This is a genomic window from Fibrobacter sp. UWR4, from assembly GCF_003149045.1.
In the GTDB taxonomy this organism is placed as follows: domain Bacteria; phylum Fibrobacterota; class Fibrobacteria; order Fibrobacterales; family Fibrobacteraceae; genus Fibrobacter.
The window spans coordinates 1-20,652 of record NZ_QGDU01000011.1; the positions used below are offsets into that span (position 1 = coordinate 1).

Genomic DNA, 20,652 nt, shown 5'->3' on the forward strand with positions numbered 1-20,652 from the left:
ATTAAATTTTAGAAAATAGCCCATTTTTTGTTTAATTTAGGCGAAAGTCAACAAAAAAGGGTGGCGAAGCCACCCACACATGTTGATGAAGAGCCAAATTATTTCTATTCGTTGTTATGATGTGCCTGTGGGCTACAGGGGCTTTTGCTCAGCTTCCGGAATTGCCCATTGCGGATTCCGTCGTAGTCAAGAAACTGAATGTGAAGAATACGGAAATCAGGGATTTGCTTCAAGGAATGGCTGTACAGTATGGCTTGAATCTGTTCCTAGCTCCGGAAGTGAATGGCCCTGTGACCGTGAACTTCAATAACCAGCCTCTGAAGGATGCCTTGCGCGTGCTGTTGACGGGCAATGGCTATGAGTACGCCTTGGAACGTGGGGTCATTTATGTGCGAAAACCTGCTCCTGTTGTCCCCGAAAAGCCGAAGGCTCCCGAAAAACGCTTTGTCGTGGAATGGAATGCAGAAAAGTTAAGTGTTGATGTGGATGCTGCCGACCTTGCAAATTTGATCCGCAAGATTACTGAGTCTACGGGTAAGAATATTTTTATCAATGATGTTGCTCCTACACAGAATGTGACTTTATTCTTTAAGGATTTGCCTTTTGAAAAGGCTATGAATTTCATTGCGGGTAAGGTGGATTTGGAATATGGGGAAGAGGATGGTGTGGCAACCTTCAAGAAGCCTACATGGAATCTTTCCGGTAATAATGCTAGCAATGGTAAGTACAAGGTTCGCTATGGTAAGGATTCTCTGCTCAGTGTAGAAGCTGTTGATGCGCCTCTCGCAAATATCGTTAGTGAAATTTTGGCTCAGACTAAGATGAACGCTATGGTTTACGGAAAACTAGATGGAAACATTACTGCCCATATCTCTAATGTTTCTTTGCAGAATGCTTTGAAATATTTATTTCAGGGAACGTCCTACACCTTCTGGGAGCGTGATGGTGTTTACTTTATCGGTCCCCATGAAATGCAGACTGCGGATAACTCCCTGTTGATTAAGTTGAAACATTTGAAGGCAGAAACTGTTATTGGACTTCTGCCCTCTAGCCTTACCAAGAGCACTCAAATTCAGGTGGTAAAATCACAGAACGCATTGATTGCGGTTGGTTCTTATGATGTTCTTGACGCAATTTCCCAGTACATTGAAAAAATGGATTTGCCGGTGGCTCAGATTCTAATTGAAGTCCTCGTGGTGGATATGGATATTGAAAAGGGACATAGCCATGGTCTGAATTTGTTTTTTGGCAAGGCTTCCAAGAACATGGGGTCCGAAGCCTTGTTCCCCAATATTGACCAGACGCTGAATGCAAAACAGACGCAGAGTATTTTCAACGGACTTGGTCTTGGAGAAATAATTTCTGTACCCAAGGATATGGTTGCAAAAATTCAGGCTATGGAACAAGAAAAGATTCTGGATGTGAAGGCTCGTTCTCAGATTGCTACCTTGAATGGCGAAACTGCTGTGCTTACCATCGGCCAAACTCAGTACTATATGCTTACCTCCGAAGTGGACTACAACCAGGGGGATGCGGTTACTAATAAGACCACTCAGCGATTTGAACAGATTGCGGCGAATTCCAACATTACGGTTACGCCTTATGTGACTGGCGAAGGTGAAATTACTTGTGAAATCGTACCGGATTTTTCTGAACCCGAAGGATCCTTTAACTCCAGTGTTCCTCCTACACTTAACAAACGATACGTGAAGTCTTCTGTTCGTTTGCGCAATGGAGAGACGATTGTCCTTGGTGGCATGGTGAAGGAAAGTATGCACGATGTGTATAACCAGGTGCCGTTCCTTGGATCCTTGCCGGTGATTGGATGGTTGTTCAAAAACGTGGAACGTGTTAAAAGTAAGAGCCAGCTCTTGATTTTTGTGACACCCCATATTTATTATGGTGCCGATGCTAGTGTGGATGTTGCTGATGAACTGGAAAAGGCTCAGGGTCCGATTATTCCTAAAAAAGACAAGAAAAAGGATGCCAAGAAGTAATGTCCTTTGGTTCTGAAATTACAGTATTTCTTGGACGTTATGTCTGGTGCCTGGAATTAGGCTATGATTTTGCCCGTATTTCAAGAGTGTTTCGCAAAAGGGGGAGAGGCCTTGTGGACATTAGCTTTGAAGGCCCTCTGGAAGAATGTCGTCAGTTTCAGCTGAAAAATGGTGGTGCTTCTGATGGCATTATATTGGTTGATGGATTAACCAATATCAAAGTTCTTGGCGAAGCGGATAGCGTTACTATTCCTGGTTATAAGGAAAGCTTTTTTGAAAATGTGGATTCCATTGATGGAATAAGTAAGATTGGTGCTTCCAGGGATTCCGTGGAAAATGCTGCTGATAAGGTCTGTAAAATCGGTTTCAGTATTCTAAAACATGTCCCTGCGGCTTTTTATGTGGCCGATTCCGTTCAAAAGGATAATCAGGGAAGTACCCTATTTTGTTTTGCAGAGAGCGACTGTGCAGACTTCTACTTTGTGCAGGACCGTTCCCTTGTTGCCTATTACCGCCTGACGGGTGGCGAGATTGAAAAGAAGGCCCAGGAGGTGGCTGGATACATCCGTGAGAATTTCCTTGTCAAGGAATTGTCCGTAGATGTTCGGGATAGGGCGTGTGTCGCCTGTGCCGCTGCTGAAGATCTCTGGCTGTTCCATACTGACAAGATGAGTGGCTTTACGTCGCCGACTTCTGGTGATGCCCTTGCCCAAATAAAGCAGTCCGCTCTTTTCCGCAGGTCACTGAAGGCATGCGCAGTCATCCTGGTAATGTCCTTGCTGATGGTTGCATTTTTCCGTTGCGGGGTGGTCTATTATGGCCGTTCCAACGAGGGCAAGATCCTGGAGTACGCCGAGATGCTTGAAAAGCGCAAGCAGCTGGCGGAGCTTGAGGCTAAACTAGAGAAGGACAGGGCCGAGACCGAGGTGTTCCTGGCGCATCGCAGCCGCTACGCCACGTCCATGAAAGATGTGGTGGCAGCCGTTCCTGCGGACCTGTGGATTACCAAATGGAGTATGCATGAGCATACCCATATAATCCAGGGGCTGGCTTCAACGTCCGGGGATGTCTCCTTGATGTTGCAGACCCTGGAACGTACGCCCGGCTTTTTCAACGCCCGCCTGAGAAGTACCGAAAAAACGACCTACCGCAGGAACCCTGTGGTCAAGTTTGAAATTCTGGTGGAGGATAACCGATGAGCCTCTTTTTCCAGAAAAATCGATTTGTGATTTATTCCATCTTGACGATCGTCATGGTTTTTGCCGTTATTGCCAAGTTCCTAGTACCCGAGGGGATAACCGCGGTGAGCGAGTTCACGGCGATTCGCGCCGAAGCTCAGAAGACCACCCTTTTGCAGGATGATGCGAAGTCTCCCGACGAATTGATTGCAGAATACAGGAAAATCAGTAGCCAGATTGAATCCAGGATCAATGTGGAGGTCTCTGCCTCTGGAATCCTCAGGAGCATCCTGGAAACCGCAGCTGCCGACAGCATTCAGCTTCTGGACCTTACGACCGCCGAGCGCCATCTCCAGGGAAACCGCGCAGAGTACCCGGTGAATTTCAAAGCCAGCGGGCGCTACCACGATTTCCACGACTTCGTGACGGATCTGGAAAACGGGATCTATTGCCTGAAGATTTCCTCCATCGACGTGCTGCCGGGAAAGGGCAACCTGGTGACTGCGTCCGTAAGGATGTCCATCCTTGGCAAGGCAGGAGGCAGCAATGAATAAGTTTATCGTCCTGCTTGTTACCGCGACCATGCTTGTTTGGGGTGTGTTCCTCTACCGCATGGCTGACAACGTAAACGGAAACAAGGGTACAGGTTCCGAGGTAGCAGAAGTCCGTACCCTGGATTTCAAGAGCCTGCTCAAAAATCTGGATGCCCAGACCAAGATAGAGCGGGGAAGTCGCGACCCATTCGCGCTTCCACAATCATACGCCCCCAAGGTCCCTGCTCCTGTAAGGGTCGTGAAGAAGGAAGATGTGGTTGTAGCTCCCGTAGAACCAGTCCGCAAGGCTCTGCCACCCTCCATCACGCTGGATGCGATCCTGCCCGGTTCCAATCCTGTCGCAATCCTTAAGTTCCGCGGCGAAAGCGCTGTTGTGAGCGTTGGTCAGGAAATCTGGGGTGTAACCGTAAAGACGATTGATGCAGCGAGTGTGACTCTCGTATACAGTGATGGCGAGTTCACTTTGATGGGAAACTGATTTCATTCACTGCGTCTAGATAATCGCTGAGTTTTCGGGCCTTGGCGATTTTCTTTATGGTGCGCTTTTCCAAAACAGCGTAGGTCCAGAAGGGGCGAATCTTGTCTAGAATTTGAGCGTCACCTTGGAGGCGCTTGCGGTAATCGGCTAGAAGGGCATCGTGGATTTTGATGAGCGCGGGAATGGGATTGCCCGTATTTTTTGAACCGTCCTGATATTGCGTCGCTAATGCGGGATTGGCCAGCAGGCCGCGGCCGATCATGATTCCCTTGAGGTTCGGGAAGCGGCAAGCGATGGCCTGAATGTCCTTAATGCTGGTGATGTCGCCGTTAAAGATTATGGGATGTTTGCATCCTTCGTAGAACTTTTCAAATGCAGTGAAGTCTAACGCACCCTTATACTGCTGGATGCCTGTTCGCGGGTGCATGGTGATGTGGGCGAGGGGCGCTTCGTTCAACAGCGGCAACAGGGCTAGACATTCGTCGGGGGAGGTGTAGCCCAGACGCATCTTGACGCTGAACCTTAAGTCATGCTGATGAACGTCCATGCTGTCATGCTGAGGACGCTCAGCATCGGATATTTTGGGACTGGATTCTGCTCCTTTGAACCTAAGAATTGTAGGGCAACAAGTTGCCGACAATTCTATATCACTACGTTCAGAATGACGTTTAACTTCCTGGAGAATTTCCTTAACGGCGTCGGTTCGCGGGAGGATGCCTGAACCGCGGCCAGATTTCGCCTGCATGGGGAAGGGGCATCCCATGTTGATGTCTATTTGCGGGAATACTTCGTCGGGGGCAAATCCGCAGTCCTGTTTCAACTTCTGGATAGCGTCTACAAGAATGCGAAACTCATGAACGTCGCGGCAGATGACCTGTGGAATGACGTTGTAAAAGTGATTGGTTTCATCATCACAGGACTGGTATCCCTGATTTTCACAATGACAGACGTTGGATTGCCTGCTTCTAATGAATTCCAGATCCTGCTGCAGATCCCGCAGTTCCTTGGCTCGGGCTTCCCCTTTTTCCACTCGGAGGAAGGGGGTGTAGTACGCGTCCACTCCGCCTACATAAGAAAAATGCGCTTGGCGGTAAGCGCATTCGGTAAAACCTTGTAAGGGAGCGAAGTAAATGGGCTTCATGTCCAGCTAATTTAGGAACATTTCAGCACTTGGCCCGGGCGGATGCTGTCGCTGCGGAGGCCATTGAGGCGCTTCAGTTTGCCCACGGTGGTTCCGTACTTGCGGGCGATTTTACCCAGGCAGTCACCGCGGCGAACCTTATAGTAGCGATGCTTGGAAAGTTCCTTCTGGTATTCGTCCTCTACAGCCTGGATTTTACTCTGTTCAATTTCTGCAGTTGCGGTAACGTAGGTGCCTTCCTGGAAATTGAAGACGGTAGTGGGGTCGATATAGACGCCATTGTATTTCATTTCGAAATGGAGGTGGGCGCCGAAGGAACGGCCTGTGTTGCCGCCAACGCCTACAGTGTCTCCGGCCTGAAGTTCGTCACCGACTTTTACCTTCCAGCTGGCCAAGTGGGCGTAGAGAGTGGTAAGGCCGTTGCCGTGGTCGATAATCACATACTTGCCGTAGCCTTTACGTCGGCCCTGATTGCGGACCAGTTTTACCTTGCCGGGGAATGCGGCCACAATGGTTCGGTCTTCGCCATGACAAAGGCCCAGGTCAACGCCGCGATGCATGCGGTAGGTTCGTAAGCCGTAGGGGCCAGCGATGCGGCGACTTTCGGTGGGAATTGCAGCCTTGGACATGTCCAGTGTTAAGGTTGTGCTTCCGCTAACGGTGGAATCGCTACCCATGGCGGCGGCCAGTTCGGCATCCGCTTCTTCCTGGGACATTTCCTTTTCGTCGTCGGCTTCCTGACTGTCCGTTGAGTCCGCGGCATTTTCTGTATCGGCTGCGGCTACTGCTGCTTCGGATTCCTTGGAATCTACGATAGCGGATGCAGGCGCATCAATATTGCCTGCGTCAGCGGAATCGATGGAGGTGTTGCCGGAAAATTCGCTTTCGGTAACTGCCACATTTTTTGCGGCTTCATTGGGCGCTGTGTTTGCGTCCTGGGCAAAAACAGCCAGAGGCAGGGCACAGAGGGTAATGATTGTCTTGAAATTCATGGTAGTGGAGGCAAAGATACCTTTTTTTTACCCGAATGTCATAATTGTAAGTATTTTAGTTGCTGAACCTATAAATTTCTGTTCTATAAATGTTCCCATTTTTACTATCTTTGCCCCCGTCAGGGCCTATCATCCAGGTAGGTTCCTAGTCCGGCCAAAGGATATGCCTGCAAAGTTCAGGTTCGGCCGAAAAAGGATATAAAAATGGCAAAGAAAGTTCAGGATGCCCTCAAAGACATCATTTCCCTCTGCAAGCGCCGCGGTTTCATTTTCCCGGGTTCCGAAATTTATGACGGCCTGGCCAACACCTGGGACTACGGTCCGTACGGTGTAGAACTGAAGCGCAACATCAAGAACCTCTGGTGGAAGAAGTTTGTGACCAGCCGTAAGGACGTGCTGGGTCTTGATAGCTCTATTCTCTTGAACCCCCGCGTTTGGAAGGCTTCTGGCCACGTGGGTAACTTCTCTGACCCCCTGGTTGACTGCCTCGCTTGCCACGAACGTTTCCGCGCCGACCATCTGCTGGAAGAAAAGCTGGGTGACGGCTGCTGCGCCGGCAAGAACTTTGACCAGATCGCCGAAATGATGGTGGAAAACAAGATCGAATGCCCGAGCTGCGGCAAGACCGAATTCACCAAGCCCCGCGCATTTAACCTCATGTTCCAGACCGAAATCGGCGTGATCGAAGGCGAAGGCAACAAGGTTTATCTTCGTCCGGAAACCGCTCAGGGTATCTTCGTTGACTTCAAGAACATTGTGGACAACGTTCGCCCCCGCATTCCGTTTGGCGTAGGTCAGATCGGTAAGTCTTTCCGTAACGAAATTACCCCGGGTAACTTCATCTTCCGTACCCGCGAATTCGAACAGATGGAACTGGAATTCTTCTGCGAACCGGGCACCGAACTTGACTGGTACAACTTCTGGCGTAAGTACTGCTTCAACTGGCTCATCAAGGACCTGGGCGTGAACGAATCCAAGCTCCGCCTCCGCGAACATGCCAAGGAAGAACTTTCCCACTACTCTAACGGTACCACCGACGTGGAATACGAATTCCCGTTCGGTTGGGGCGAACTGTGGGGTATCGCAAGCCGTACCAACTTCGACTTGACTGCTCACCAGAACGAATCCAAGGTCAAGCAGGAATACAATGACCAGGTGAACAACAAGCGCTATGTGCCTTACGTTGTGGAACCGTCCCTCGGTGTGGAACGCTTGCTCCTGGTTCTCCTCTGCGACGCTTACGAAGTCCAGAAGCTCGAAAACGACGAACGTACCGTTCTCCATTTCGACCCGAAGGTTGCTCCGGTTAAGGTTGCTGTTCTGCCTCTCGTCAAGAAGGGCCAGGTCAAGGCAAAGGCCGAAGAACTTTACGAACAGCTGCTCCAGCGCTGGAACGTGGAATACGACGAAACTCAGTCCATCGGTAAGCGTTACCGCCGTCAGGACGAACTGGGCACTCCGTTCTGCGTCACTGTCGACTTCGACACCGTTGGCGAAGGCGAATCTGATCCGGCAAAGCTTGGCTACGTCACCGTCCGTGAACGTGACTCCATGCAGCAGGAACTGGTAAAGATCGACGAACTGGAAGCATACCTGGCTGCAAAGCTGGGCTGCTAGTTTAGTGATTAGTGGTTGGTGGTTAGTGGTTAGGAATGTAATTTAACTACTGTTTACTAACCACTGTTTACTAACCACTTATTAGGTCACTCCCGATGTTTTTACGGGGTGGCCTTTTTGCTTGATTGTCGATTTTTCTACAAAAATGGACTCCAAAATGAGTAAAATACCCTATTTGGAGCCTATGTTTACGGATAAATTAATCTTTTTTGGCTGATTTTTTTTGTTTTGAAAACAACATTTGGACTCCAAATGCGGTAGAATAGCTGTTTTGGAGTCCATGAAGTCAATGATTATGACTGAAAAATTCAGTACAAAGTAGCGTTTTGGGCTCCATAACTGCAAAAAAGAAAAATTTGGAGCCCATTTTATATAATTTCCGCCACTTGATAGTATATTAAGCTCCATGAACAACCCGAAAATTAATCGCCTTATAGGCTACATCATTTTGTTCATTGGCTTTTTCCTTTTTTATAAGGGTTTTAAGCCTGTGGGTGTGTCGGACAATATTGCCGACGCGGATTTTATTCTGCTTGCTTTGGCTATCGGCTTCCTCATTGGTTCGATGGTGTGGATGATCAAGAAGGTTCGCTGCCCGCACTGCAACAAGCTTTTGCACTTGAAATTGTATAACATTGACGTTTGCCCTCATTGCGGCAAATCTACAGACCCGGATGAAAAATGACAAATCTTAATAAACTCTTTACGACTTCGGTGTCAAAACTGATTTTTGTATTTTTCTGTTGCTTTGCCTTTATTCCGTCTTTTGCGCAAATTTTGCGAGTGGGACAGAGGGTAGATATTATTGTCGATAGCGTTCTTTACGCAGATTCCCAGGTTGTTGCTGCAGTAAATCAATACGCCTCTGCAGTCCATGATTTCTATGGAATTGAAATCAACACTTACGCTTTTAAGCCTGCTGCTTATGGTTCAACAGCCCAAGAACTGAAATCCGAAATAAAAAAATCATGGGAAAATTCTGACCGAGGTCATTTGGAGGGCGTCATCCTTATGGGAGACCTTCCGCGTCCCATGATGGAATACCCCCAGTGGAACAATGACGGTTTTCGTTACCAGCGTTGGGTTACTGACTATTACTATATGGATATGGACGGCGACTGGCTAGACACTGCAAGTGGTTGGCAGTATAATGCCGGTGGCAAAATTAAGGATACCCTATTAAAATCCCCTCAGTTTAATATTAATAGCAGAGCTCCCTTTGTTGGAGCTCCTACGGATTCCTTTTTCCATTCGATTTGAGGGGTTTGTGAAAGCTTCTCAAACTGGACTTTGTTCCTTGAAAGTTGTTTCGGATAACCATCGTCGAATTTTCGTTGGCGATACTGCGGTTATAGATGCCTGGATTGACGATTACGATAAACCTTACTATGGTGCTGTTGAATTGAAGGCTGGCAAAGTATATCCTGTAAAAATTGAATATGCGGAATCGTACGGTGGAGCTAATTTCGCCTTGTATAAGAAATACGAATCTGAAACTGAATGGACTTCTGTGCATGATTCCGTATGGTTCCTTGACGAGGAATGCAAAAACAATGGAATTAAGGCAACCTATTTCGCCAACATGTTCTTGCAGGATTCTTTAGACCATGCTGGGGAAAAGGCGGGATGGAAGAGAGGTGTCCCAAATGGAGTATTTGATGGACATTATTCCAAGAAAGGGGCTGTCTCGGATTCTTTTGAAATATGGGTTTCCCGTGTAGATCCCAATACAGCAACCCTCTATGGAACTCCAAAAACATTGTTGTTGCAATGGCTGAAAAAGGCGACACAGGAACATCAGGGAAAAACTCATTCAAATAAGTCTGGCTTCTTTATTACAGAAGATGCAGACACGACCTCTGCCAGTGAAAAAAAGTTTCTCAATGGCTTGCGCTATATTTATCCCGACGAAAATCCTGAAGTCATGAAAGTGAATGGGAAAACCTACGTTGAAACAATTGCTGGAGACTATGACTGGATCACCTACGTTGGACATGGGAATGAACTTGGACTTGCCAACGGCTTTTACGTTTCCCAGTTAAAGTATCCCTATGCAGTGAAGGCGAGGGTGTTCCATTTTGCCTCTTGCAGCCCTCTGTATAATTATGATTATGTTGGCAATCATTATAGCATATCAGTAGGTAGCGCTCATGTATTTGGCACAACGGGCGGAGGACTTGCGGCAGTGGGAGCAACAAAAACAAGCGGAGATAATCAGCTTGATGACTTTATGTACTACGCTGCACGAGACAGTCTGCTAGGCGAAGCCTATCTCAGCTGGATTAATCAGCGCATTAAAAGGAACCGCTACCCAGGAAACGGCATTTATGATTGGTTCTATGTGGAATCCCTTGTAGGAGATCCATTTGTTTCAATGAGTACTGATAAAGTATCTGCTGTTGTAAGAAAGAATCTGCCTGCTGGTGAACGCCACTTTATTGAAAAACAAAATTTTGACGTAAAAGGTCGCTCCAGAATGCGGAATACGACTCCGTTTTATTACATAATTCGCTAAGGATGCATTTCTTATACAAATCTGAACAATTTTCTTTTTTTATTAACAAGTACTACAGATCCGGATGAAAAATGACAAATCTTAATCCTTTCTTCAAATCAATCCTTGACCAGGATGATACCGCTATTGTCATCTGCAATTTGAATCATGAAATCATTTATATGAACCCGAAGGCTTGCGAAGCCCAGGCGAAGCGTGGGGGAGCCGCCCTCATCGGCCGTTGTCTTCTGGATTGCCACAGTCCGGAATCCCGTGAAAAAATCCATAAAGTGATGGATTGGTTCCTGGCGGATAAATCTCACAATTGGGTTCACACGTTCTTTAATGAAAAGCAGAATAAGGACGGTTACATGATCGCCCTTAGGGATGAAAATGGGGAACTCATTGGTTACTATGAAAAACATGAGTTCCGCACCAAGGATGAGACGCCTTTCTACCAGCTCTAATTCCAAATACGTGCTAAAATTTCTATCTTGTAGCCGTTCAAAATTTAAACGTGTCTATCACGAGGTAACTTAAATGGCAATGCAAGATATGAATGACCAGGTCGTCGCTCGCCTGGCTAAGCTGGACAAGTTCAAGGAAATGGGTGTTGAGGCCTATCCTCATAAGTTTAATCGCACCCATGATTCCAAGGTCCTTAAGGAAAACAAGGACGCTCTCATCGCTTCCCAGGAAGAAGTGGCTTTTGCTGGCCGAGTTGTCCGTTTCAATCGCAAGGGCAAGATGTGCTTTATGCACCTGAAGGACCGTTTCGGCCGCCTGCAGGTGGTTTGCGCCCGCGACGAAGTGGGTGAAGAAAACTACGAAATCGTGAAGATGACCGACCTTGGCGACTTCATCGGTGTCAACGGTACTATGTTCGAAACTCAGAGTGGCGAATACTCCGTCCGCGTGAAGAAGGTGACCATGCTTTCCAAGGCTGTGCGCCCGCTCCCCGTTGCCAAGGAAAAGATTGACGAAAACGGCAACAAGGTGGTGTTCAACGAATTTGCAGACGTGGATACCCGCTACCGTCAGCGCTATATCGACATGGCTATGAACGACGATGTGAAGGAAGTCTTCATCAAGCGTTCCAAGATCATGCAGTCCATTCGTGAATACCTCATCGAAAAGGGCTTCATCGAAGTGGAAACCCCGACCTTGCAGCCCATTTACGGTGGTGCAAACGCCCGCCCGTTCACTACCCACCACAACGCTTGCGACATGACCCTCTACATGCGCGTGGCTCCGGAACTTTACCTGAAGCGCTGCATCGTGGGCGGTATGGAAAAGGTTTTCGAATTCTCCAAGAACTTCCGTAACGAAGGCATGGACCGTACCCATAGCCCGGAATTCACCGGTCTGGAATTCTACGAAGCCTACGCCGACTACAACGACATGATGGTTCATTTCGAAAACATCTACGAACGCGCCTGTATCGCTGCAAACGGCACCACCAAGATCATGACCCAGGGCAAGGAAATCGACTTCAAGGCTCCGTGGCCCCGCTACACCATGAAGGGTGCTATCGAAAAGTTCGGCGGCATCAAGGTGGACGATTTGTCTGACGACCAGATTAAGGCCAAGATTGACGAACTGGGTGGCCATCTGGATGGCGAATTCAGCCGTGGCCGTGGCATTCTGGAACTGTTCGAACTGACTGTCGAAGAACAGCTGATCCAGCCCACCTTCATCATGGACATGCCCACCGAATCTACTCCGCTTTGTAAGAAGCATCGTACTCAGGAAGGCCTCATCGAACAGTTCGAACCCTATGCCAACGGCTGGGAACTGGGTAATGCCTATACCGAATTGAACGATCCTCTGCGTCAGCGCGAACTTCTGGAAGACCAGGTCCGTCGTGGCCGCGGTGGTGAAGGCGAAACTCACCCCATGGACGAAAACTTCCTGCACGCAATCGAATCCGGCCTGCCTCCTACCGGCGGTGTGGGCTTCGGTATCGACCGTATGGTGATGCTCCTGACCAACCAGGAAACCATCCGCGACGTGCAGCTCTTCCCGCTGATGAAACCTGAGGTTTAGCAAGCGGAGCTTGCTAGGTCGCTACGCTCTCGGGTATGAGGTCGCTACGCTTTGAGGTTTGAGTAAAATGCGTGATTTTCATTCGCTTGATATTTGGAAAAAGAGCCACGAGCTGACTCTTGATGTTTATCGCGTGACGGAAACTTTTCCAAAGAACGAAATCTTTGCTCTTACCTCACAAGTCCGTAGGGCCGCGTACTCAATCCCCATGAATATTGCAGAGGGATGTGGTAGAAAGTCTGAAGCTGAATTCTGTCAGTTTCTGAATATATCTTCAGGCTCTGCATCTGAATTGGAATATCAGATGCTGTTAGCTCGCGATTTGGGATATTTAGATTCTATTGCTTTTAATCAGTTGAGTGAAAAAGTTGTGACTGTTCGAAAAATGATTTGCTCGTTTGCATCATATGCTTCTTCCCTCACAGCGCCGAAGGCGCGACCTCGTACCTCAAAGCCTGCTGAAAGCAGGCGTCCTCATACCTAAAAGTCTCGTCTATCGTCTTTTTACCTCTATGTCCAAACTTGAATTTCTCATTGCCTGGCGATACTTGGGGGCTCAGCGTAAGAGCCTCTTTGTTTCTCTTATTGGCATTTTCAGTATGCTGGGTGTGTCCATCGGTGTTTTTGCTCTGGTGGTGGCTCTTGCTGCTGTAAATGGTTTCGAAGAGGAAGTCACTGCCCAGATGATTGGCAAGGACGCCCACTTCGACATTATGTCCTACAATGGCGAAGCCATTGCTCCTTACGACAGTCTGATGAAGGAAGTCCGCTCCCGTGAACCTCGTGTGACGGGTGCATCTCCCTTCCTGGTCTACAAGGTGGGGATCAGTTCCAAGAAGGTAAACGACGGCATTGTCATTTATGGTATTGAAACTGAATCAGCCAAGACGGTGACGGATATCTACAAGTACATCAAGTGGGGAAATTATTCCGTGGACAGTCTGGAAGACTTGAGCGGAAAACTGCGACCCGGTATTATCCTGGGGTCCGGCCTTGCCAACAGGCTGCGTGTGGTGGTCGGCGATAAGCTGGTTCTCCAGACCTTCCAGAGTCCCGATGCTGTGGTTGCTGGTGGCGGTCCCAAGATGATGATGTGCGTCGTGAGCGGCATTTTTGAAACAGGTACTTACGAGTACGATGGAAACCTTGCGTACATAGGTATTCCTGAATTGCAAAAATTACTGGGCCTTGGTGACGCAGTCACTGGCGTTCAGTTCCGTTTGACCGATCACTGGATCGCAGGTGAAGTGGTGGACAGCCTTGGTTCATGGTTAGGTTATCCTTACTACGCCACGGACTGGAAAACCAAGAACTCCACATTGCTCAAGTGGATGAACTACGAAAAGTTCATTGTTGCGGCTGTGATTTGCCTGATAATCCTGGTTGCAGCCTTCAATATCATCAGTTCCCTGATTATGGTGGTCATCGATAAGACTAAGGAAATTGGTATCCTCCGCAGTATGGGCTTTAGCAAGGCGGGTATCATGCGTGTGTTCATGCTCATGGGAAGTTTCATTGGCGTGGGCGGTACCATTGTTGGTGGCTCCATCGGTTTGATTCTGTGCAAACTGCAGGAGGCTTACCACTTCATCAAACTTCCTGGGGATGTATACGTGATTCCTTATTTCCCCATTTCCGTGCACCTGATGGATGTTGTTCTCGTGTTTGTCATCGGCATTGCATTGTGTGTTGCAGCCACCATTCTGCCTGCCTGGAAAGCCAGCAGACTTGATCCTGTGGGGGCAATCCGCCATGAGTAATGTGATTTTGGAAACTCGTGATCTTCGTCGTGTATTCAGCGAAACTGGTGAAAAGCTGGAGATCCTGAAGGGTGTTAATTTTTCCATGAAGGACGGGGAACTGGTGGCTTTGACTGGTTCTTCTGGTTCCGGTAAGTCTACCTTCCTGAATCTTGTTGGAATGTTGGATACTCCGTCTTCTGGAGAAATCCTCTTTAAGGGAAAGCCTCTTTCTAAGTTCAGCAGTCTGGAAAAGGACTTGTACCATCGTGTACAGGTGGGCTTTGTGTTCCAGTTCCATCATTTGCTTAGTGAATTTACTGCCTTGGAAAATGTTTGCGTTCCTGGTCGAATTCTTGGAACTAGCGATAAGGAATGTCGCGAACGTGCGGAAATGCTTTTGGAAACGGTTGGTCTGAAGGACCGCCTGAAGCATTTGCCCAGAGAGCTTTCCGGTGGAGAACGCCAACGTATTGCCATTGCCCGCGCCTTGATGAACAAGCCGGACCTAGTTCTTGCGGATGAACCCAGTGGTAACCTGGATGAAGAAAATTCTGAAAAGTTGAACGAACTTTTCGGTGAACTGAACGAAAAATTCAATCAGGCGTTCCTCATTGTGACTCACGATGAAAAACTGGCTAGCTTTGCCAAGCGTCGAGTGGTGATGCATGGCGGTGTCATCCAATCCATCGAATAGATTTTAACTTTTTTGATTTTTGTTGCGATAAGATTGAAAAGATAAGGTAAACGATGTCCGATATTAACGGTATTTTTTCAAAGAAGGCGAAAGCTGTTTTGCAGGCGGCCCGTATGGCTGCCCGCAACTTAGGTAGCGACAGTATTAGCACGGAACATTTGCTTCTAGGGCTGGTCCGTGAAGATTCCGGTTTTGCTGCGGAAACCTTGAAGTATCTGAAGGTGAACCTGAACGATTTGGGCGAAACGGTCCAGCGTTCTCTTTCTTCCAATGGCGGCATTATGACGGTGGGGGATGCTCACGGTTCTCTCCTGTCCTTTACTGCAACTTGTAAGTCTGCGCTTTTCAATGCCGCAAAGATTGCTAAGGATGAAGACGACCAGTATATTGGTCCCGAACACCTGATGCTTGCAATTCTTCAGAAGAGCGAAACACCTGCTGCTGGGACCTTGTCTACTTTCGGTGTGACTTTTGAAAATTTCCAGCAGGCACTTGCCATGATTAAGCGCGAAGTAACCGATGAACAGGTTCCTGGTGAAGCTGGGGAAGGTGCTGAACGTATGGGAGAGGCTGCTCCCCGCATGGGTGAAACCCGCCAGCAGGCTCGAGCTCAGTCCCGTTCCAAGACTCCGATCCTGGAACATTTCGGTCGTGATTTGACTGCTATGGCTCGCCAGGGCAAGCTTGACCCGATTATCGGTCGTGAACAGGAAATTGAGCGACTCATCCAGATTCTTTGCCGACGCAAGAAGAATAATCCTGCATTGATTGGTGAACCGGGCGTGGGTAAGACCGCTATTATCGAAGGTCTTGCCCTTAAGATTGCCCAGAAGAAAATTCCCGAATTGCTGGCCAACAAGCGTGTGGTAAGTCTGGATGTGGCTGCCATGGTTGCTGGTACCAAGTATCGCGGCCAGTTTGAAGAACGTGTGAAGGGCCTCATTATGGAACTTCAGCGTGTAGATAATTCCGTAATCCTCTTTATCGATGAACTTCACACCATCGTCGGTGCTGGAGGTTCTGAAGGTAGCCTGGATGCTTCTAATATTTTTAAGCCAGCTCTTGCCCGCGGTGAGTTGCAGTGCATTGGCGCTACCACTCTGGATGAATACCGCAAGTACATCGAGAAGGATGCCGCTCTGGATCGCCGTTTCCAGACCATCGTGGTGAACCCGCCTTCTTCCGAAGAATCTATCCGCATTCTCGAAGGTTTGCGTGCCAAGTACGAACAGCACCATAAGGTACGTTATACTCCGGAAGCAATCCGCGCTTCCGTCAATTTGGCTGAACGCTACATTTCTGAACGTTTCCTCCCGGATAAGGCCATTGATGTGCTGGATGAAGCAGGCGCTCGTGTCCGACTGAATTCCATCCGTACTCCAGAAGACTTGAAGGCGATGGAAGACGAATTGGCTCAGGCCATGCAGCAGAAGGAAGAAGCTATTGCTGAACAGCAGTACGAATCCGCTGCCGCCCTTCGTGACAAGATTGAAGCTCTTACTGCACAGATTGCAGAACGACGTGAAGCCCTCAATAAGGAAGATGCCGCAGAACTTCCAGTGGTTGACGAAAATGAAATCCGTGACTGCATTAGCAAGATGACGGGTATTCCTGTGAGCCGCCTTGCGGGTGAAGAAGCCCAGAAACTTTTGAAGCTGGGTAATGAAATTAAGGAGCGTGTCATTGGACAGGACCAGGCCGTGGATGCTGTGGTGAAGGCTATTCGCCGTACCCGTGCAGGCATCCGCGATACCAAGCGTCCTATGGGTAGCTTCCTGTTCCTGGGCCCCACAGGCGTGGGTAAGACCGAACTTGCCAAGGTTTTGAGCCTCTCCCTATTTGGTAGCGAAGATTCCATGATCCGTATCGATATGAGCGAATACATGGAAAAGCATAGCATTAGCCGCCTGATCGGAGCGCCTCCGGGATACGTAGGCTTTGAAGATAGCGGTGGACAGCTTTCCGAAAAGGTCCGCAAGCGTCCCTATTGCGTGGTCCTTCTGGATGAAATCGAGAAGGCTCACCCTGACGTGTACAATCTGCTCCTGCAGATTCTGGATGACGGTATCCTTACGGATAGTTATGGCCGTAAGATCAACTTCAAGAACACCATCATTATTATGACTAGTAATGCGGGGGCTCGTGAAGTTCGCCATAGTTCCGGCATGGGCTTCACCAAGATGGGGGAGACCGACGATTACGAACGTATGGAAACTGCTATCCGTGAAGAAACCAAGCGCGTATTCTCGCCGGAATTCTTGAACCGTATTGACGAACAGATCGTGTTCCGTCCGCTGTCCAGATCTGACCTGAATTCTGTGGTGGATATCCAGCTGACCTTCCTTCAGAAGAATCTTTCTGAAAGAGGTATCCTCCTGGAAGTGTCCCAGTCTGCTAAGGAATTTGTGGTGAATCATAACTACGATTCCGCACTGGGAGCTCGTCCCATCCGCCGCTCTATCCAGCAGCTGATTGAAGATGAAATCGCTGAAGGCCTTCTTCTTGGAATATACAAGGACTTCTCTACTATTTCCCTGGACGTGGTGGATAACAAACTGAAGTTCACTTCCGAGGCATTGCCAAATTAGAGGCTAGTAGGCAGTAGACAGTAGACAGGGAACTTCCTACTTCCTACTTCCTACTATTTACTATTTACTATCTTTTGACTGCAAATAATTCAAACAATCAAACAAAGGACAATATCATGGCAAAGATTTCTGCCGTTCTTATCTTTGGTGCACCGGGTTCCGGTAAGGGCACTGTGGGCGCTAAGCTCGCTGCTACCACTTCTCTGAAGCACCTCTCCACTGGTGACATCTTCCGCGGCATCGCTCCTTCCAGCGAATCCGGCAAGCTCCTCGCTTCCTATTCCAGCAAGGGCCTCCTGGTTCCTAACGAAGCTACCGTTGAAATCTTCGGCCGCTATGTTGAAGGTCTGGTTAACACCAACAAGCTGAACCCGGAAAAGGACACCCTCCTTCTGGATGGTATTCCTCGTACTGTTGAACAGGTGAAGCTTATCGAATCCATCGTCGACGTGAAGCACATCTTCGTGTTGGACATCAAGGACGAAGCAACCATCGTTGCTCGCCTCCTGAACCGCGCTAAGATCGAAGGCCGTAAGGATGACGCTGACGAAGCTGTTATCAAGAACCGTCTCAAGGTTTACAAGGAATCTACCGCCAAGGTCCTTTCCAAGTACAACAAGAAGATCATCTCCCATATCGTTGGCGACAACACTCCGGATGAAGTGTTCTGCGACGTGCTGAAGGCTTACGTTGACTTCTGCAAGGCTTCCGCTAAGGCTGCTAAGCCCGCTAAGAAGGCTGCAAAAAAGCCGGCTAAGAAGAAGTAAAAATTAATGCGAGCAGGTTTTCCTGCCTTGTATTAGGAATGGTTGCGTTGTTTTCAACGTAACCTTCTCTTTTTTATATATGGATGTTACAAAAAACTTTTTTGAAAAATGGTTTTTGCTATCTTTTGCGCGAATGATTGTAAAGGTTGACAATGGATTTGAATTCTCAGAATAATCTTCAGAGCGTGAATCAAGTGAGCGTAGTCCCTACTAAGGATGACGAAATCGATCTTCTTGAAGTACTGGGTATTCTCCTGAAGCATAAGGTCTTTTTGATTTTATGTGTTATCGTCGGTTGCGGTATTGGATTTTTAGCTTCCAATTGGGCTCGTCCCCAATATACTAGCGATGCCCTTTTGCAAATTGACGTAAAGGGAAACAAGGCTGGCAAGGCGATGGGCGAAATGGGTGCGCTACTTGATGTGGCCAATCCTGCCGAGGCGGAAATTGAGTTGTTGAAGAGCCGCATGGTCCTGAGTTATGTGGTTCAGAAGGAAAATCTTTGTTTTAACGCCTATCCCAAGGATCCGATTAAGCGACTGACTCATACGGAAGGCCGTATGGATCTTGAAAACCTTCATATTCCCGAAATTGCCATTACTGAAAAATGGATGGCAAGGACTATTGACGATTCCACCTACGCGATTATTACTCCCGAAGAAACGGAACTTGCTCGCGGTGTGCTTGGCAAGGAATTGGTCGCTCCTTATGGGGGAGACTCTTTGGTCATCCTGGTGAAGAGGATGCGTGCTGAACCGGACCAAATGTTCGTGCTTGTTGAATCGGATCCTCTGGATGCAGTCCGCTCATTAGTCAAGCAGCTGAATGTCGCCGAAAAGGGCAAGCAGACTGGCATTATCGGAGTGTCCTTTACGCATCAGTATCCGGATCGTGCAGCTGCGATTCTGAACTCTATTGCCAATGTCTATCTGCGTCAAAATGTGGAAATGCGCAGTGCTGAAGCTGAAAAGACTTTGGAATTCCTGGAACAGCAACTTCCGGGCGTTAAGGCTAAACTAGACTCTGCTGAAAAGAACTTGGCCGATTATCGCCATAAGATTGGTTCTGTGGATATGACGGGTGAAACCCGCGCCCATCTTGAAAAGGACGCTGCCTTGCAACGTCAGATTCTGGAACTTGAACAGCAGCGCCAGGAAGCTACTCGTCTTTTCAAGGAAGAACATCCCTCCGTCCAGACCATCGTCAAACAGCAAAATCGCCTTCGTGCCGAACTTTCCAAGTTGAAGAATTCTGCAGAAAAGATGCCTTTGACTCAGCAGGAAGTACTTCGTCTCCAGGAAGAGGTTGCTGTTCAAAATGCTCAGTATACATCCATGTTGAATAATATCCAGCAGCTTCGCGTGGTTCGTGCAGGTGAAGTGGGTAATGTTCGTGTTGTTGACTATGCCCAGATTGAACGCAAACCGTCTAAGCCTAACAAGAAGATGATTTTCCTGGGTTGTGTGGCTGGCGCGTTCCTCCTTGGAGCACTGCTGATTTACTTGCTCCAGATGACCAAGCGTGGTGTCCGCAGTTCTCTTGAAATTGAACGTGCAACCGGTGTTAGCGTTTATGCCAAGATTCCTGAATCTGACAACAACATCCTGCATCATCGCAAGAAGGGGAAGAATACTTTGCCCCTGGTTGAACAGTCTCCGGACGATCCTGCAAGTGAAGCTTTCCGTTCTCTTTATACTGCAATTGACTTTAGTATTGCCAATCAGAAGGTTGTCATGGTTACCGGTATGGTGCCGGGCGTGGGTAAGTCCTTTGTTTCCAAGAACCTTGCTGCACTGTATGCTACGAACGGCAAGCGAGTCCTCCTGATTGACGCAGACATGCGTCGTGGTGTTGTTTATAGTAAGCATCGTCAGGGCTTGGGTGACGTCCTATCGGGTAAGGTTCCTTTGGACAATGTCATATCCGAAACTCTTGTCAAGAACATGTTTGCCCTTGGTGCAGGCAACTCCGAAGTTGCTCCTAGTGAACTTCTCCGTGGAGAAAACTTCAAGAGACTTCTTGAAGATGCTAAGTCACAGTTTGACATGATCGTGGTGGATACTCCTCCTCTGAATCTTGTAACTGATTCGGAACTTATTTACCCTGTGGTGGATTTCGCTCTGTTTGTTCTCCACTATGGTCGCCATTCCATGGAACAGATAAAGGAATCCATGATCAAGGTGGAACGCTGTGGAGACAAGCCTCATGCCTTTGTGATGAATCATGTGGAACATGATGGCCGTGGCTATGGGTACGGCTATGGTGGTTATGGCTACGGTAAGTACGGCTACTACAGCAATCGAAAAAAGAAGAAATAAACAAAAAAGAGAGCAAGGTTCGTCCTGCTCTTTTTTTTTACCTGAA

At 48.2% G+C, this 20,652-nt stretch carries 18 protein-coding genes; 16 read left to right on the top strand and 2 right to left on the bottom strand.

Annotated features, from left to right (window positions below; all coding sequences use genetic code 11):
* Positions 1-116: 116 nt before the first annotated feature.
* Genes BGX12_RS05915 through BGX12_RS05930 form a run of 4 tightly spaced genes read left to right on the top strand, consistent with a single transcriptional unit; the run spans position 117 to position 4,207 of the window.
* On the top strand, positions 117-1,997 hold the full coding sequence (locus BGX12_RS05915; RefSeq protein ID WP_109735170.1) for a secretin and TonB N-terminal domain-containing protein: 1,881 nt from the start codon (positions 117-119) through the stop codon (positions 1,995-1,997).
* A complete protein-coding gene (locus BGX12_RS05920) occupies positions 1,997-3,196 on the top strand; it encodes a PilN domain-containing protein (protein ID WP_109735171.1) in 1,200 nt (399 codons plus the stop codon). The genes BGX12_RS05915 and BGX12_RS05920 overlap by 1 nt, the downstream gene beginning before the upstream one ends.
* Positions 3,193-3,729, top strand: a complete 537-nt coding sequence (gene pilO, locus BGX12_RS05925) for a type 4a pilus biogenesis protein PilO (RefSeq protein ID WP_109735172.1) — start codon at positions 3,193-3,195, stop codon at positions 3,727-3,729. Before BGX12_RS05920 ends, pilO begins: the two co-directional genes overlap by 4 nt.
* A complete protein-coding gene (locus BGX12_RS05930) occupies positions 3,722-4,207 on the top strand; it encodes a hypothetical protein (RefSeq protein WP_109735173.1) in 486 nt (161 codons plus the stop codon). Before pilO ends, BGX12_RS05930 begins: the two co-directional genes overlap by 8 nt.
* Here BGX12_RS05930 and BGX12_RS05935 read toward each other — a convergent pair.
* Positions 4,188-5,348 (bottom strand): tRNA-dihydrouridine synthase family protein, encoded by a 1,161-nt coding sequence (locus BGX12_RS05935; protein WP_109735174.1) that lies wholly within the window; start codon positions 5,346-5,348, stop codon positions 4,188-4,190. The two genes, BGX12_RS05930 and BGX12_RS05935, sit on opposite strands and share 20 nt — an antisense overlap.
* An 11-nt stretch (positions 5,349-5,359) precedes the next feature.
* Positions 5,360-6,340 (bottom strand): peptidoglycan DD-metalloendopeptidase family protein, encoded by a 981-nt coding sequence (locus BGX12_RS16020; protein WP_109735175.1) that lies wholly within the window; start codon positions 6,338-6,340, stop codon positions 5,360-5,362.
* Positions 6,341-6,544: 204 nt separating this feature from the next.
* Between BGX12_RS16020 and BGX12_RS05950 the strand changes: the two genes are divergently transcribed.
* The 12 genes from BGX12_RS05950 to BGX12_RS06005 all read left to right on the top strand — a co-directional run bounded on the left by BGX12_RS05950 (position 6,545) and on the right by BGX12_RS06005 (position 20,606).
* Complete coding sequence (locus BGX12_RS05950; protein WP_073284325.1) at positions 6,545-7,957, top strand: glycine--tRNA ligase; 1,413 nt, start codon at positions 6,545-6,547, stop codon at positions 7,955-7,957.
* Between the two features lie 406 nt (positions 7,958-8,363).
* On the top strand, positions 8,364-8,642 hold the full coding sequence (locus tag BGX12_RS05955) for a DUF2614 family zinc ribbon-containing protein (protein ID WP_109735177.1): 279 nt from the start codon (positions 8,364-8,366) through the stop codon (positions 8,640-8,642).
* Between the two features lie 98 nt (positions 8,643-8,740).
* Entirely contained in the window at positions 8,741-9,217 is a 477-nt protein-coding gene (locus BGX12_RS05960) for a C25 family cysteine peptidase (protein ID WP_158278179.1), read from the top strand.
* A gap of 7 nt (positions 9,218-9,224) precedes the next feature.
* Positions 9,225-10,472 (top strand): PA14 domain-containing protein, encoded by a 1,248-nt coding sequence (locus BGX12_RS05965; RefSeq protein ID WP_158278180.1) that lies wholly within the window; start codon positions 9,225-9,227, stop codon positions 10,470-10,472.
* A gap of 71 nt (positions 10,473-10,543) precedes the next feature.
* Entirely contained in the window at positions 10,544-10,918 is a 375-nt protein-coding gene (locus BGX12_RS05970; protein WP_109735180.1) for a PAS domain-containing protein, read from the top strand.
* 73 nt (positions 10,919-10,991) lie between these two features.
* The gene (gene lysS, locus BGX12_RS05975; protein ID WP_109735181.1) at positions 10,992-12,497 is read left to right on the top strand and encodes a lysine--tRNA ligase; all 1,506 of its coding nucleotides are present in this window, start codon (positions 10,992-10,994) and stop codon (positions 12,495-12,497) included.
* 67 nt (positions 12,498-12,564) lie between these two features.
* Positions 12,565-12,981 carry a four helix bundle protein gene (locus BGX12_RS05980; RefSeq protein ID WP_109735182.1) on the top strand — a complete coding sequence of 139 codons (417 nt, stop codon included), beginning with the start codon at positions 12,565-12,567 and terminating at the stop codon, positions 12,979-12,981.
* Positions 12,982-13,009: 28 nt separating this feature from the next.
* Positions 13,010-14,257, top strand: coding sequence for an ABC transporter permease (locus tag BGX12_RS05985; protein ID WP_109735183.1), 1,248 nt, complete (start codon positions 13,010-13,012; stop codon positions 14,255-14,257).
* Entirely contained in the window at positions 14,250-14,933 is a 684-nt protein-coding gene (locus BGX12_RS05990) for an ABC transporter ATP-binding protein (protein ID WP_109735184.1), read from the top strand. The genes BGX12_RS05985 and BGX12_RS05990 overlap by 8 nt, the downstream gene beginning before the upstream one ends.
* A gap of 53 nt (positions 14,934-14,986) precedes the next feature.
* Positions 14,987-17,521, top strand: coding sequence for an ATP-dependent Clp protease ATP-binding subunit (locus BGX12_RS05995; protein WP_109735185.1), 2,535 nt, complete (start codon positions 14,987-14,989; stop codon positions 17,519-17,521).
* A 116-nt stretch (positions 17,522-17,637) separates the two neighbouring features.
* Entirely contained in the window at positions 17,638-18,288 is a 651-nt protein-coding gene (locus BGX12_RS06000) for a nucleoside monophosphate kinase (protein ID WP_109735186.1), read from the top strand.
* Positions 18,289-18,440: 152 nt separating this feature from the next.
* Entirely contained in the window at positions 18,441-20,606 is a 2,166-nt protein-coding gene (locus BGX12_RS06005) for a polysaccharide biosynthesis tyrosine autokinase (protein ID WP_109735187.1), read from the top strand.
* Positions 20,607-20,652: the final 46 nt, after the last annotated feature.